Origin of the sequence: Ruegeria sp. HKCCA5426, from assembly GCF_013034585.1 — a bacterium.
Taxonomy (GTDB): Bacteria; Pseudomonadota; Alphaproteobacteria; order Rhodobacterales; family Rhodobacteraceae; genus Ruegeria.
Map to the genome: position 1 here is coordinate 1 of NZ_WQGH01000008.1, position 14,822 is coordinate 14,822.

General features: G+C 57.6%; 14 protein-coding genes. 11 read left to right on the forward strand and 3 right to left on the reverse strand.

Going from position 1 to position 14,822, the window contains the following annotated elements; translation table 11 throughout:
* The 3 genes from GOV87_RS13835 to rpsD all read left to right on the forward strand — a co-directional run.
* Positions 1-612, forward strand: a 612-nt coding sequence (locus tag GOV87_RS13835; protein ID WP_254447378.1) for a sulfatase-like hydrolase/transferase, incomplete at its 5' end; no start/stop codon positions are given.
* A 288-nt stretch (positions 613-900) separates the two neighbouring features.
* Positions 901-1,395 (forward strand): hypothetical protein, encoded by a 495-nt coding sequence (locus GOV87_RS13840; protein WP_171212184.1) that lies wholly within the window; start codon positions 901-903, stop codon positions 1,393-1,395.
* A gap of 199 nt (positions 1,396-1,594) precedes the next feature.
* Positions 1,595-2,215 carry a 30S ribosomal protein S4 gene (rpsD, locus tag GOV87_RS13845; RefSeq protein WP_170325974.1) on the forward strand — a complete coding sequence of 207 codons (621 nt, stop codon included), beginning with the start codon at positions 1,595-1,597 and terminating at the stop codon, positions 2,213-2,215.
* 121 nt (positions 2,216-2,336) lie between these two features.
* Here the strand turns inward: rpsD and GOV87_RS13850 are convergent, their stop codons facing one another.
* Entirely contained in the window at positions 2,337-2,798 is a 462-nt protein-coding gene (locus GOV87_RS13850) for an Lrp/AsnC family transcriptional regulator (protein ID WP_171120176.1), read from the reverse strand.
* A gap of 102 nt (positions 2,799-2,900) precedes the next feature.
* Here GOV87_RS13850 and GOV87_RS13855 point away from each other — a divergent pair, with 102 nt between their 5' ends.
* The 4 genes from GOV87_RS13855 to GOV87_RS13870 all read left to right on the forward strand — a co-directional run bounded on the left by GOV87_RS13855 (position 2,901) and on the right by GOV87_RS13870 (position 7,208).
* Entirely contained in the window at positions 2,901-4,316 is a 1,416-nt protein-coding gene (locus GOV87_RS13855; RefSeq protein ID WP_171212185.1) for an aminotransferase class V-fold PLP-dependent enzyme, read from the forward strand.
* Positions 4,317-4,381: 65 nt separating this feature from the next.
* Entirely contained in the window at positions 4,382-5,467 is a 1,086-nt protein-coding gene (gene hisC / locus GOV87_RS13860) for a histidinol-phosphate transaminase (protein ID WP_171212186.1), read from the forward strand.
* A complete protein-coding gene (locus GOV87_RS13865; RefSeq protein WP_171212187.1) occupies positions 5,464-6,384 on the forward strand; it encodes a prephenate/arogenate dehydrogenase family protein in 921 nt (306 codons plus the stop codon). Before hisC ends, GOV87_RS13865 begins: the two co-directional genes overlap by 4 nt.
* Entirely contained in the window at positions 6,381-7,208 is an 828-nt protein-coding gene (locus GOV87_RS13870) for an extensin family protein (protein ID WP_171212188.1), read from the forward strand. The genes GOV87_RS13865 and GOV87_RS13870 overlap by 4 nt, the downstream gene beginning before the upstream one ends.
* On the opposite strand, the gene GOV87_RS13875 is transcribed toward GOV87_RS13870, so the two are convergent.
* The gene (locus GOV87_RS13875; protein ID WP_171212189.1) at positions 7,205-8,206 is read right to left on the reverse strand and encodes a DUF2125 domain-containing protein; all 1,002 of its coding nucleotides are present in this window, start codon (positions 8,204-8,206) and stop codon (positions 7,205-7,207) included. The two genes, GOV87_RS13870 and GOV87_RS13875, sit on opposite strands and share 4 nt — an antisense overlap.
* Before the next feature lie 67 nt (positions 8,207-8,273).
* Here GOV87_RS13875 and GOV87_RS13880 point away from each other — a divergent pair, with 67 nt between their 5' ends.
* From GOV87_RS13880 to GOV87_RS13895, 4 genes are all read left to right on the forward strand, one after another.
* Positions 8,274-8,804, forward strand: a complete 531-nt coding sequence (locus tag GOV87_RS13880; RefSeq protein WP_171212190.1) for a gamma-glutamylcyclotransferase — start codon at positions 8,274-8,276, stop codon at positions 8,802-8,804.
* A 70-nt stretch (positions 8,805-8,874) separates the two neighbouring features.
* On the forward strand, positions 8,875-10,056 hold the full coding sequence (locus GOV87_RS13885; RefSeq protein WP_171127019.1) for a biopolymer transporter ExbB: 1,182 nt from the start codon (positions 8,875-8,877) through the stop codon (positions 10,054-10,056).
* A 3-nt stretch (positions 10,057-10,059) separates the two neighbouring features.
* On the forward strand, positions 10,060-11,739 hold the full coding sequence (locus tag GOV87_RS13890) for a peptidoglycan -binding protein (RefSeq protein ID WP_171127020.1): 1,680 nt from the start codon (positions 10,060-10,062) through the stop codon (positions 11,737-11,739).
* Positions 11,739-12,344, forward strand: coding sequence for a histidine phosphatase family protein (locus tag GOV87_RS13895; RefSeq protein ID WP_171127021.1), 606 nt, complete (start codon positions 11,739-11,741; stop codon positions 12,342-12,344). The genes GOV87_RS13890 and GOV87_RS13895 overlap by 1 nt, the downstream gene beginning before the upstream one ends.
* A 73-nt stretch (positions 12,345-12,417) precedes the next feature.
* Here the strand turns inward: GOV87_RS13895 and clpA are convergent, their stop codons facing one another.
* Complete coding sequence (gene clpA / locus GOV87_RS13900; RefSeq protein WP_171212191.1) at positions 12,418-14,742, reverse strand: ATP-dependent Clp protease ATP-binding subunit ClpA; 2,325 nt, start codon at positions 14,740-14,742, stop codon at positions 12,418-12,420.
* Positions 14,743-14,822: the final 80 nt, after the last annotated feature.

Consider the following 14,822-nt stretch of genomic DNA (forward strand, 5'->3'; position numbering starts at 1 on the left):
CCAATAGGTTTAAACCCAGATGACCCAACGCTTCCGATGTTCCTGAAAAAGTTGGGGTATACGACGGGGCAGTTCGGAAAAAACCACCTAGGCGACCTCAATGAGTTCCTACCGACTACAAAAGGTTTCGACGAGTATTGGGGCTGGCTGTATCACCTGAATGCTATGGAATATACGTCTGATCCGGATTGGCCAGACGACCTAGAATTCAATGCGCAATTTGCGCCTCGCAACATCATTCATTCTTTTGCAACAGAAGAAGAAGACGAAACGGTCGACCCGCGATTTGGAAAAGTCGGGAAGCAGCGCATTATTGATGACGGGCCTGCGCCTCCTGACCGCCAAAAGACTTTGGATGACGAAGTGACATCTTACACGAAGGACTTCATTTCTCGTGCTGTAGAGTCGGACACTCCGTTTTTTGTCTGGATGGCTCCAGCCCGTGCACACGTCTGGACCCACCTCAGCCCCGAATACGAAGCTATGTTGGGCAATGGGCGCGGACTTCAGGATGTTGTCATGAAGGAGTTGGACAACAACGTTGGTAACGTTCTCAGCCACCTTGAGGATCTGGGGGTCGCCGATAATACCTTTTTTGTGGGCGACAATTAGTTGTCAAGATGGGTGAAGTGGCCGCGGTATGACCAAGGGTGATGTTAAATATATGTAAAAATCAATGTTTTATATTTTGGCAGCTGCCGATTATGGGTTATTTATGCCCAACGGAACACTATAATGACCCTTTCGCCGGCGGGATAGTTTCCCGCTGGCGTCCAAAAGTTGAATCTCTTTAGCCACATTTTTGTTAACAGTATATTAACGTCTCTTTTCTGCCAGATTCTTCGCTGATAAGAACGACCACGTGAGCAGTGACGTGTAGAAGGGTGCGGGCGGTACAAAATGAGAGCCGGACAAAGCGGTCGTGTAGTCATCCAATGGAAGCAGACGGAACTCGATGGGCTCGAGGCCGCACCTCTTTCGTTTCTGAACATCGGTGCTGCATGGTCTTGGCGGGGCCAGGCAATGATTTTGGTGGGCCCGGTTGAGCAGACGGGGTCACAGACGGCGGTCATGCCGAACCAGTTTCTGTCGATAGATGATCTGGATTGTTCTGAGGCAGGAGTAGTCGTTCTGACCAACGGTGCGCAGGAATTCACCGGTGTGCTGTATTCTGTACTGGACGAGCCAACACCGGTTCTTGTCTTCGACAATGGATGCCCGGCCCGCGATCAGGACTATTGGGTGAGCGAACTTGTTCAGTTGCGGCAGTACAGCGGCGAGGCCGTTTCTGGCGATGATCGGGTCGTTGCGTTTCCTGGCAGATTGCAGGCAAATGCGGACCACCGCGAGCTTGCGCCCCTGCCTGCGGTGAATGTGGGTGCCGCGCTGGACTAAGCGACCGGCAAAAGGTTTCTGAAAACTCTGGTTATGTGTCAATCGGTGTGTTGACTCTGCCGCTTCTGCGGATATAAGCGCGGCTTCATTGGTGTTGGTGGCCCCCGCAAGGGGATGCCTGTCATGGGGGAAACCTCAAGAGGACAACGCCCTTCATAGTGGCCTGCATAGGCCTCGACCTAATCGAAGGAGATCAGCCGTGACCAAACGCACGTCTGCCAAGTACAAAATCGACCGCCGGATGGGCGAAAATATCTGGGGTCGTCCGAAATCCCCGATCAACCGTCGCGAATACGGTCCCGGCCAGCACGGCCAGCGCCGTAAGGGCAAACTGTCGGACTTCGGTCTGCAGCTGCGCGCCAAGCAGAAGCTGAAAGGCTACTATGGCGACCTGACCGAGAAGCAGTTCCGCCGCATCTACGCCGAAGCCGAGCGTGTCAAAGGTGACACCGGTGAAAACCTGATCGGTCTGCTGGAGCGTCGTCTGGACGCCGTCGTCTACCGCGCCAAGTTCGTTCCGACCGTGTTTGCCGCACGTCAGTTCGTGAACCACGGCCACGTCAAAGTGAACGGCAAGCGGGTCAACATCCCCAGCTACCGCGTCAAAGAAGGCGACGTGATCGAAGTACGTGACAAGTCCAAGCAACTGGCTGTTGTTCTGGAAGCTGTTGCTCTGGCCGAGCGTGATGTGCCTGACTACATCGACGCTGATCACTCGAAAATGACCGCGACTTTCGTTCGTGCACCGGGCCTGAGCGATGTGCCTTACCCGGTCATGATGGAACCGAACCTGGTTGTCGAATTCTACGCGAAGAACTAATCTTCGCCGATACACATGATCCAAAGGGCCGCGCTTTCAGCGCGGTCTTTTTTTTGTGGGGGCTCTGCCCCCGTCGCTGCGCGACTCCCCCGGGATATTTCTGGCCAGATGAAGAGGCGGATCAGATCGGCAGCGGTCGCCCTTCGGCAATAGCTTCCATTGCGAAATACGAGGTCACACTGTCCAGTTCGACCTTTTCGATCAAACGCTGATAGACCTTGTCATAGGCCACCATGTCTTCGGTCACCACTTTCAGTTGATAGTCATAGTCGCCGCCGATCCGGTGAAAATCCACAACTTCGGGAATGGTCAGAACGTGGCTTCTGAAAGATTGTAGCCATTCCGCAGAATGGTGCCGGGTGCGTAGCATGACAAAGACAATCAGGTTTAGGCCCAATTTCTCGCGCGAGATTCGGGCTGATGAGCCGGTTATTACCCCATCCTCGTTCAACGCCTTCAACCGGCGCCAACATGCGTTCTGCGACAGCCCGACACGATCTGCCAATTCCCGCTGTGACAAGGTCGCGTCCTTCTGAAGCTCACGCAGTATTCGATTATCTATTTGATCTATTTTTTTCGACATACCTAATCATATGTCACAAAAAATCGAAAAACTACCAAAAGAACGGTGAAGTTTTTTTGAGTAACCTCAATCATATTTGATGGTACAATACGGAGCCATAAAATGACCCTATCCAGATTTCGCGCAGCACTAGAAGCCACCACTCCTATCACAAGTCTGCGTGACGGATTGATCGGAGAGAATGCTCTGATTCCTGGTCTACATGGGGATGTTCCGCTGGTTTACGCGGATTATGTCGCCTCGGGTCGGGCGCTGCGGCAGGTCGAAGAGTTTGTCGCTGAACAGGTGCTGCCATTTTATGCAAATAGCCATACCGAGGCTTCCTATTGCGGGTCCTACATGACCCGTCTGCGCCGTGAGGCACGCGCAGAGATCGCTCGCATTGTTGGTGCCAAGGAAGAGGACGCGGTGATCTTCACTGGGGCCGGCGCCACTGCGGGTCTCAATCGGCTGGTCAGTCTGCTTGGTGTGGAGGCGGCTGACCGGCCGGTTGTAGTTATCGGGCCTTATGAACACCATTCCAACATTCTGCCCTGGCGCGAAAGCAAAGCGCGTGTGATCGAGATTCCTGAGGCACCGGAAGGTGGCATTGACCTCGACGTATTAGAGAGGATGCTGGTAGATCATGCCGCGTCGGATTTGATCATCGGGTCATTCTCGGCAGCATCAAACGTGACCGGCATCGTTACCGACCTGGATCCTGTGACCCGACTGCTCAAGGCTCATGGGGCTTTGTCAGTTTGGGATTATGCGGGGGGCGGGCCGTACCTGCCAATGGACATGGGGCCTGAAGATGCGCGCAAGGACGCTATCGTCGTTTCACCCCACAAATTTCCTGGCGGGCCGGGTGCATCCGGGGTTTTGATCGTCAACAAGGCTGCGGTCAAACGCAACTGCCCCAGTTGGCCGGGCGGTGGCACCGTCAGCTTTGTCTCACCATGGCGGCACGATTACAGCGAAGACCTTGCCACGCGCGAGGAAGCGGGAACACCGAACGTGATCGGAGATATTCGGGCTGCGCTGGCCTTTATCGTCAAGGATGTGGTCGGCACGGATGAGATTGCCAGACGGGAGGAACGCTATAACCAAATGGCTTTGGACGGATGGGGCGACAACCCGAACCTGACCTTGCTGGGCGCGGATCATCCGCATCGGCTACCGATCTATTCCTTCCTTGTGCGCGACAATGCGGGTCATCCGGTTCACCAGCAACTCTTCACCCGGATGCTCAGCGACATCTACGGTATTCAGGCACGTGGGGGCTGCGCCTGCGCCGGACCTTATGCGCATCGTTTGCTGGGAATCGACCAGGCCGCGTCCGAGGGGCTGCACGCGGCTTTGTCGGCGGGGGAAGAGATGAAGAAACCGGGCTGGGTGCGTCTAAACTTTTCGTACCTGATGAGCGATGAGACGGTTCAATTCATAATCGACAGCGTCAATGACCTGTCCCACCGGACCGAGGAATTCGCGCCCTATTACGATGCTGATCCGGCAACGGCCCGCTTCAAAGCGGCGTGACGGAATTGCCGCTTTTCTCAAGGCGTTGAGACAGGTATGAGAGGCTTCAATAAACGGAGCCTCTTATGACAAAGATCACCCCGCAGCCCGGCATTATGGACATCGCGCTCTATCAGGGCGGACAGTCGCATGTGGCCGGGGTCAAGCATGTGATCAAGCTGAGTTCCAACGAAAACCCGTTTGGTCCCAGTCCCAAGGCGATTGAGGCTGTGCGCGACAGTGCGGCCACCCTGCATCGTTATCCCAGCACCGATCACGCCAGCCTACGCGCTGCGATTGGTGCGCGCCACGGTCTGGACCCGGCGCGGATTATCTGCGGCGTGGGCAGTGATGAGGTGCTGCAATTCGTGGCCCAAGCCTATGCGGGTCCGGGGGATGAGGTCATCTATACCGAGCACGGCTTTTCTATGTACCCCATCATCGCAAAGATGGCGGGGGCAACTCCGGTCATGGTGCCCGAGACGGACCGTCGCGTGGATGTCGATAATATTCTGGCGGCCGTAACCGGGCAGACACGGATCGTGTTCGTGACCAATCCGGGTAACCCAACCTCGACCATGATCCCAGAGGTCGAGTTGGTGCGCTTGGCCGAGACCCTTCCGCAATCGTGCCTGATGGTCATCGACGGGGCCTATGCGGAATTTGTCGCGGATTTCGACGGTGGGGCAGCGCTGGTGGACCGGTTCGAGAACGTGATCATGACCCGGACGTTCTCCAAGATTTACGGGCTTGGCGGGATGCGCGTCGGCTGGGGCTATGCCGCGCAGGCGATTATCGATGTGTTGAATCGGGTGCGCCAGCCCTTCAACCTGTCGCTGACTGCGCTGGCGGCGGCCGAAGCCGCGATCAAGGACGAAGAGTATCTGACCTTCTGTCACACGGAAAATGCGCGGCTGCGGGTGTGGCTGGCGGATGAACTTGCCAAGATCGGCGTGCCGTCGGACGCGTCCAGCACGAATTTTATTCTCGCGCGGTTCCGCGATCAGGCCGAAGCTGAGGCATGTGACGATTACCTGAAAACGCAGGGTTTGATCGTGCGCCGTGTGGCGGGTTACAACCTGCCGAACGCTTTGCGGATCACCGTGGGCGACGAAGAAGCCTGCCGCCGCGTCGTCGCGGCGATCACTGAATTCAAAGAGGGCGCCGCATGACCCAAGTTTACGACCGTGTCGCGCTGATTGGGCTGGGCCTGATTGCATCTTCGATGTTCTGGGCCATCAAACGCGCGGGTCTGGCGGGTGAGGTGACGGGGTACGCCCGGTCCCACGCGACGCGCGAAACCGCGCGCAAGATCGGCCTGTGCGATCGGGTCTGTGATACGGCTCAGGAGGCCGTTAAAGGGGCCGATCTGGTCGTTCTCTGTGTGCCGGTTGGCGTGATGGGCGCGGTAGCCGCCGATATAGCGCCAGTATTGAAGCCGGGTGCAACTGTATCGGATGTGGGCTCGGTCAAGCGCCATGTGATTGAGGCGGTGTCGCCGCACATCCCCGACGGCGTGCATTTCATCCCCGCGCATCCACTGGCGGGAACCGAGCATTCCGGCCCCGAAGCCGGTTTCGCTGAGTTGTTTGACAACCGCTGGTGTCTGTTGGTCCCGGTCGAAGGCACCGACCCCGAAGCCGTCGCGCAATTGCGCGCATTGTGGGAGGGGATGGGCTCCAACGTAGATGAGATGGATGCGGATCACCACGATCTGGTTCTGGCCGTGACCTCGCATGCGCCGCATTTGATCGCCTATACGATGGTGGGCGTTGCTGATGACCTTCGGCGAGTAACTGATAGCGAAGTCATCAAGTATTCCGCTGCCGGGTTCCGGGACTTTACGCGTATCGCAGCGTCGGACCCGACCATGTGGCGCGACGTGTTCCTGACCAACAAGGATGCAACGCTGGAAATTCTGGGCCGCTTCACCGAAGAGCTATTCGCCCTGCAGCGGGCTATTCGTACCGGTGATGGCGATCAGTTGTTCGACTATTTCACACGGACCCGCGCGATCCGCCGTGGGATCATTGACGCGGGGCAGGATACGGATGCCCCCGATTTTGGACGGGGGAAAGCTGGCTCATGATAGGTGTCCAAAGGGTTCTGGCGGTTGGAATTGTGGCGCTCAGCGCCTCGCTTTCGAACGCGGCCCCTTTGGAACATTCCCTGATCCCCATGGTGCGACCCTCTGCGGCCCCGGTCTTGGCCTTTGCAAGCCCGACCCCATCCAAGATGCGCCCCGAGTTGCGCCCTGTTTCAGCTCAGGTTCTGGCGGTCGCTGCGCGCCCGGTGAATGTGCCGACGCTTGGGCCAGATACGTCCCTTATGCCCTATCTGCGCCCGAAAGCGCTGGAACAGGAGGCGTTGTTCAAAAAGCGCAAGCTTCGCAAAGGGTCAGTCTGTGGTGATATTCAAATACAGGGCAAGGCCGTTGGCAAGGTTCCCGGCAAGATCAAGGCCTGCGGGATCAAGGATGCGGTTCAGATCACGTCCATATCGGGTGTCGCGTTAAGTCGCCCGTCGACAATGGACTGCGGTACGGCGATTGCTTTGAATGAATGGGTGGACAAGACGGTCATTCCGACTTTCAAACGACGTGGTCCGGTGGTCGAACTGCAAGTCGCGGCGCACTATGCCTGCCGGACCCGAAACAATCAAAAGGGCGCGCGTATCTCTGAACACGGCAAGGGGCGCGCAATTGATATCTCTGGCTTCAAGATGGCGGACGGAGAGGTCGTGACCGTGCTGAACGGGTGGCGCAAGAACCCCTCACAGAAACAGTTGATCAAGGTCTGGCGCGGCGCGTGCGGGCCGTTTGGCACAGTGTTGGGGCCAAACTCAGATCGGTATCACCGCGATCATTTCCACTTGGACACGGCGCGCCATCGCCGTGGGGCATACTGCCGTTAACGCAGGATCAGGCGCGGTGCGGGTCCAAGGGGCAATGGGCCCAAGGCAACAAACCCGTCTCGGAAATTCAACTGCATATCCAGCGCATTGGGATTGCCGCCAAGCCCTGCCATGAAATTCAATGCGCGTGTCACCGGCTTGACGGCCTGATCGGGCAGGGCACCCGCGGCATTGGCCATAGCGACCATGTCCCGCCAGTTCTCGGCCTTTATCGCGATTTCACCGGTTGGAATGCCCTGATTGTCAACGTCCAGTTGACCAGTCGCGAACAGGCGTAGCGCACCCCATTTCATTTCCGCCAGGTGAAGGTCGATCTTTTCTGGCTGGGGCCTGCTTTGTTCAAGCGCCGAGCGATCCCACACCTTGTCGAAGGTGGTTGTCATGTCCAATTCCAACGTCTCGAATGACTGGGGCAGGGTGGTTGCTGAACGCATGAGATCACGCAGGTCGTCACCGGGGGTAAAGCCGTCAATTCGCGCGCTGATGTTATAGGCTTCTGGCAGATCGGTTTGTTCCATGACCAAGCCAAGAGTCTCGCCGCCTGCCAGCGCCTCGGCATCGTCTGTGATGGCCCACGGTCCTGCCGTCAGTGCCATCTTTTCCAGCACAAGGGCCACACCGGGTTGCAATTGTAATTCTGCCTGAAGGTCACTGGCTTGAATTGTTGCAGTCTGATCGAAGTAGGACAGGCGCTGCGGCGTGTCGGCGAACCGCAGCATTTGACGACCCGGCCAGATTGCAGGGCTTTGGAATTCAATCCAATCCGCGCTCCAGGCGGTGCCGTTGACGGGATCGGCGAGGGCTGGATTGTTCAGCCGTGTGACGTGATGCGCTGGGTAGCCCGCGGTTTCAACGGCAGAGAAGTCCGCTTGCCAGCCCATTTCTTCCTGCTTGTTGAACCAGGTCGTTATTGCGTTACGCAGCCCAAACCCGGCGATGAGCCAGTACGCGCTCCAGATCGCGAATACGAATATGACTGCTCTGATCAAACCGCGCATGGCAGTTGGCCCTTTTTCCCGCCTTGGAATTGATGTTTATAGGCGCAAACGAGCAAGGACCAGTGCAATGACAATGTGGGTATTCGGATATGGGTCGCTGTTGTGGAATCCCGGCTTTCCCGTAGCCCGAAGCGAACATGCCACCTTGCACGGATATGCACGTTCATTTTGCATGAGTTCGATCCACCATCGCGGCACCGAAGAAGACCCGGGGCTGGTTTTGGCTTTGGATGAACAGGCCGACGCGAGTTGCACTGGTCTGGCCCTTGCAGTTGAGGCGGGGCACGAGGATCGCACGTTGCAGGAATTGCGCGACCGCGAACTGATCTCATCGGCCTATGTTGAGAAAATGCTGGGCGTGCATCTGCACGATGGAGAGGTCGTGACGGCGGTGACCTATGTCATCGACCCCGACCATGTGCAGTACTGCGGGGGGATGCCGCTGGAGGAGCAGGCGCAGATCATCGCGTATGCGGTTGGGGGGCGCGGTCCGAATACAGAATACCTTTATAATACGGCTGAACACCTGACCGAGATTGGCCTGCACGATCCTGATCTTGAGTGGTTGGCGCAACGGGTGCGGACCATTACCGCATAAACCCTTGGCGTAACCGGCGGAATTTCGCTAGATTCAGCGCAGAGCAGGAAAAAAACCGGGAACCACGCGCATGGCGCAGGCACATCAGGGCGCGAGACCGCATTTCTCGCAACCCATTCGCCAGATCGTAACGATGCTGGTCGCGATTGGTTTGGCGGGGTTGGGCGTCTTCATGGCGACGCCATATGTCCTGCCGGTCTTTTACGCAAACCCTTACCTGAACGGGTTCATCCTGCTGGTCTTTGTGGTCGGCGTCTTTGCCTGTTTTTATCAGGTAACCCAATTGATTGGCTCGGTCCGGTGGATTGAGGCGTTTGTCGGCGGTGTTGTCCGCGAAGATGCCCGCACCCCGCAGCTTTTGGCCCCCTTGGCGTCGCTGCTGCGCGAACGCGGTGCGCGGTCTCAGATCAGTTCCAGTTCGACACGGTCCATTCTGGATTCGGTGGCCGAACGGGTGGAAGAAGAGCGCGAGATCACGCGCTACATCACCAACGTGTTGATTTATCTGGGCCTTCTGGGGACTTTCTTTGGATTGGCCACCACGGTTCCAGCCATTGTCGACACGATCCGCAGCCTTAATCCGCAGGAAGGCGAAGAAGGTCTTGCCGTTTTCAACCGCCTCATGGTCGGGCTGGAATCGCAGTTGCAGGGCATGGGCGTTGCGTTCGGATCCTCGCTTTTGGGGCTGGCCGGATCGCTAATCGTGGGTCTGCTAGAGCTTTTTGCGGGGCACGGACAAAACCGGTTCTATCGCGAGTTGGAAGAATGGCTGTCCTCGATCACACGCGTTGGATTTGCCGCAGGGGATGAAGGCAGCAGCGCCGAGCTGGCGGTCCTGACCCCGGTTCTGGATACGATGTCGGAACAGATGAACGCGCTGCAGGACCTATTTTCAGCGCAGGAGCGCGACCGTGTGGAGTTGTCAGCCAAGCTGGGCCAACTGGTCGACGTGATTGGCGACATGAATCAAAGGCAATCCGAAAGCGAAGGGGTCACGGCTGCGCTGGAACGTGTTGCGCTGGGACAGGATGCCTTGCTGGATCATATGCGCGAGCAGGGGACAGGCGACGGTATCGATGCCGAAAGCCGGATGCGCCTGCGGTCGATGGACGTGCAACTGCTGCGGATACTCGAAGAGATTTCGGCAGGCCGTCAGGAAAGCATGAGCGAATTGCGCAAAGATATCGAGTTGCTGGTCAAGGCGCTCACACTTCCCCGAGGCGCCGTGCGTACCGCTCCGGAAGGAGAGTAAGCCATGGCGCTGTCCCGTCGCACTGGTCAACGGTTCCAGGGGTCGGTCTGGCCCGGATTTGTGGACGCGATCACCGGGTTGTTGATGGTTCTCACATTCGTACTGACCATTTTTATGGTCGTACAGTTTGTCTTGCGCGAAACGATCTCGGGGCAAGAGGATGAACTGACGGCGCTGTCTGATGAAATCGCTGCGCTCGCCGGAGCTTTGGGTTTGGAAGAGCGTGAAAACAGCCGTTTGCAAGCAAGACTAGGGGTTTTGAATTCAACTTTAACGCAGGTTGAAACGGAACTTGTGCAAGCCCAAATTCGCCTGACGGACTTCGAGGATCAGGTTACTGCGTTATTGGCGGAACAAGAGCGGGCGGAAGGCGCCATTGCGGGGCTTGAGGCAGAGCGCGATGAACTGTTGACCGAGCAAGACGCGTTGAATCTGGCGCTTGCCCAAAGCCGCGCCGAAATCGACGAACAGACCGAGGCCGCGCGCCTTGCCGCTGCCCGGCGTGAGGCTCTTGAAGCGCTGATCGCTGATCTTGAGCAAACCGAGACTGCGCAGTCTGCGCTAATCACGGAACTTGAGGACCAACTGAACGCTGAAGAAGCTGCAAGACTGGCCGAAGCCGCCGCTGCCGAAAACCTGCGCAACAGGTTGCAAGACGCCGACGCCGAATTAACGGCTATGACGCTGGCGCTTGAGGCGCAGCGCAAAGAGGCAGAGGACACTCTGACCCTTTTGGCGGCGGCGCAAGCTGCAAAGGCTGAATTGGAGCGGCAGTTCGGAGAGTTGAGCGCGCAAGACCTTCAGGCCCGGCTTGAGGCTGCGCTTGCCGCGCAGGTCGAAGCGCAGGATGAGGCTCAGGCGCAGCGGACGCTGGCCGAAGAACGCGCAGCCCTGCTTGCGGTCGCGCGCGACACCCTTTCGGTTGAGCAGACGATTTCAGAAAAAGCGCAGCGTGAGGCGGCCTTGTTAAATCAGCAAATGGCCGCTCTGCGACAGCAATTGGGCGGGCTGCAGGCTTTGCTTGACGACTATGAAGAGCGCAATGCGGCTGCGGATATCCAAATCCAGTCGCTGGGTCAGGATTTGAATGCGGCCCTCGCGCGCGCTGCGTCCGAAGAACGCCGTCGCCGCTTGCTCGAGGAAGCCGAACGCGCCCGTTTGGAAGCCGAAGCTGAGGCATTGTCAGGTCAGAACGAGGAACTGGTGGCCCAGGCAGAGGACCTGCAACGCTACCGTTCAGAATTCTTTGGTCGGTTGCGTGATGTTTTGGGTGATCAGGAAGGTGTCCGGATTGAAGGTGACCGGTTCGTATTTTCGTCCGAGGTTCTTTTCGACACAGGTTCGGCCGTTCTGTCCGGGGAAGGGCAGTTAGAAGTCGCCAAAGTTGCAAGTATTCTGCGAACCGTAGCGGCAGAGATTCCAGACGGCTTGAACTGGGTTATCAGGGTCGATGGCCACACGGACAACGTACCGCTGGCTGGGACAGGGCGTTACCGCGATAACTGGGAATTGAGTCAGGGACGGGCCCTGTCGGTGGTGCGTTACATGGTGGACGCGCTAGGCATCCCGCCCGAACGGCTGGCAGCCAACGGTTTCGGAGAATTCCAACCCGTCAACCCCGCCGACACGCCAGATGCCCGCGCTCAGAACCGTCGAATCGAATTGAAGCTGACCGAGCGGTAATGGACCTGTCCAAGGGGCGCGTCGCCCGATACCTGACACATCCTCAGGTTTCGATTGATCCTGCAGTCGACGTGACACGCTGGTCGTTAAACGAAACAGGCAAAATTCGGGTAATGCACTTGGCCGAGAACCTAGGAGCATTGAAACATACCACGCGTATTGTCAGCAGTCTGGAGGTCAAGGCCTTGGAAACGGCCCAGCCCTTCGCTGACGCGCTGGGGATTGGGGTCGAGTTGAACCCCGAGATGCATGAGAATGACCGTTCAAGCACGGGTTTTCTGCCCCCTGACGTATTCGAAGACGTCGCTGATCAGTTCTTTGCGCAGCCAGAGTGTTCAGTACGGGGATGGGAACGGGCCATTGATGCGCAGGCGCGAATATTGAACGCGGTGAAGGCGTGTTTGCCCAGCGGCGATGGCGGCGACATTCTGTTTGTTGGTCACGGAGGTGTGGGAACTTTGCTTTACTGCGCCTTGTCCTGTCTGCCGATTGACCGCCGCTATGATCAGGGCCCGAACGGAGGCGGAAATTGGTTTCAGTTCAGTCTGGATCAAATGAAACCGCTGCAAGGTTGGCAACCAATGGAGACGTTGTCAGGGCTTTAATCGTGCTGCCACAGGTTAGAAAAAGCCCGCCAATCAGAAGATGGCGGGCTTTGTGTCAGTGTTTGTGGAATTCTCAGTCCGCTGTTAGCAATGGCGGCTTGTCGCCCGGAATACGCGGCTGATCGGGGCCGAGAATTTCCAGGTTCAGATCACCCTTCTTGACCGAGACACGGACCACACCGCCCTTGGCCAGTTTGCCGAATAGCAACTCCTCGGCCAGCGGTTTTTTGATGTGCTCTTGAATGACACGGCCCAGCGGACGCGCGCCCATCTTGTCGTCATAACCCTTGTCGGCCAGCCATTCGGCGGCTTTGGGTGTCAGGTCGATGGTCACGTTGCGATCCAGCAACTGGGCCTCAAGCTGCAGGACGAATTTCTCGACAACCTGCAGAATGACCTCTTTCGGCAGCGGTGCGAATGAGATCACAGCGTCCAGTCGGTTGCGGAACTCAGGCGTGAAGGTCCGCTCGATCGCGGCGGTGTCTTCACCTTCGCGGCGGTCCCGCCCAAAGCCGATTGCGGCCTTGGCCTGTTCCTGTGCACCCGCGTTCGAGGTCATGATCAGCACCACGTTGCGGAAATTCACCGTGCGGCCGTTGTGATCTGTCAACTCACCGTGGTCCATCACCTGCAACAGGATGTTGAACACATCCGGGTGCGCTTTCTCGATCTCGTCCAGCAGCAGCACGCAATGTGGATGTTGATCAACGCCATCGGTCAGCAGGCCACCCTGATCAAACCCAACATAGCCCGGAGGCGCGCCGATAAGACGGGATACCGCGTGTTTCTCCATGTATTCCGACATGTCAAAGCGCAGCAGTTCCACGCCCAGCGTATCCGCCAGTTGTTTCGCCACCTCGGTTTTACCCACACCGGTCGGACCGGCGAATAGGTAGTTGCCGATGGGTTTCTCAGGCTCACGCAGGCCAGCCCGCGCCAGTTTGATCGCGCTGGAGAGCGCCACGATGGCGTCATCCTGTCCGAACACCACCCGTTTCAGCGATGTCTCAAGGTCTTTCAGAACTTCGGCATCATCTTTGGTGACGTTCTTGGGCGGGATGCGGGCAATCTTGGCGACGACAGCCTCGATTTCCTTGACGCCGATCGTCTTACGGCGCTTGCTTTCGGCCACCAGATGCTGTGCGGCACCGGCCTCGTCAATCACGTCAATCGCCTTGTCGGGCAGTTTGCGGTCGTTGATGTACCTTGCCGACAATTCCACCGCCGTTTTGATTGCGTCCGCGGTATATTTGATGGCGTGATGCTCTTCGAAATAGGGCTTGAGACCGCGCAGGATTTTCACGCTGTCCTCGACCGAAGGCTCGTTCACATCAATCTTCTGGAACCTACGGCTGAGCGCACGGTCTTTTTCAAAGTGCTGGCGGAACTCCTTGTATGTGGTCGAACCCATGGTACGCAGCTTGCCACCCTGCAGCGCGGGTTTCAGCAGGTTCGACGCATCCATAGCGCCACCAGACGTGGCACCTGCACCGATCACCGTGTGAATTTCGTCAATGAACAGCACGGCGTCGGGATGTTCTTCCAGTTCGGTCACAACCGCTTTCAACCGCTCTTCGAAATCACCGCGATAGCGGGTGCCCGCCAGCAATGCGCCCATGTCGAGCGAATAAATCGTGGTCTCGGACAGCACATCGGGGGCTTCACCCGCGACGATTTTATGGGCCAGACCTTCTGCAATGGCGGTTTTGCCTACACCGGGATCCCCCACCAGCAGCGGATTGTTCTTTCGGCGGCGGCAAAGCACCTGAATGCAGCGCTCAACCTCATCCGAGCGTCCAATCAGCGGATCCACGTCACCTGCACGGGACTTGACGTTCAGATCGACGCAGTATTTTCCCAGCGCGCTTTCTTTCTGTTCGCCTTCGCCCGCAGTGGATTGAACTTCTTCTTCGACCTGATCCGCGCCTGAAACCGACCGGTTCTCGCCATAGGCGGGGTCCTTGGCGACACCATGCGCGATGAAATTCACCGCGTCATAGCGGGTCATGTCCTGTTCTTGCAGGAAGTAGGCTGCGTTGCTTTCGCGTTCAGCAAAGATCGCAACCAACACGTTGGCACCGGTCACTTCGGTCCGGCCCGAGCTTTGCACGTGGATCGCGGCGCGTTGGATGACACGCTGGAAGGCCGCCGTTGGAACCGCTTCGGATCCGTCAATATCCGTCACAAGGTTCGACAGGTCTTCGTCGATGAATTCGACCAGAGTGCGTCGCAGCTCATCCAGATCAACGCTGCAGGCTTTCATGACGCGGATGGCATCAGGTTCTTCCAACAGCGCCAGCAACAGATGCTCCAGCGTTGCAAATTCATGTCGCCGTTCGTTCGCAGCAGCCAAGGCCGCGTGAATGGCTTGTTCTAATGTGCTCGAGAATGAAGGCACGCGGGTGCTCCTCTGTCTTGGGTCGGAAGGGGCGCGGGCTTTAGGCCGGATCCCCATCCCAACCATGTCCTCATACTATT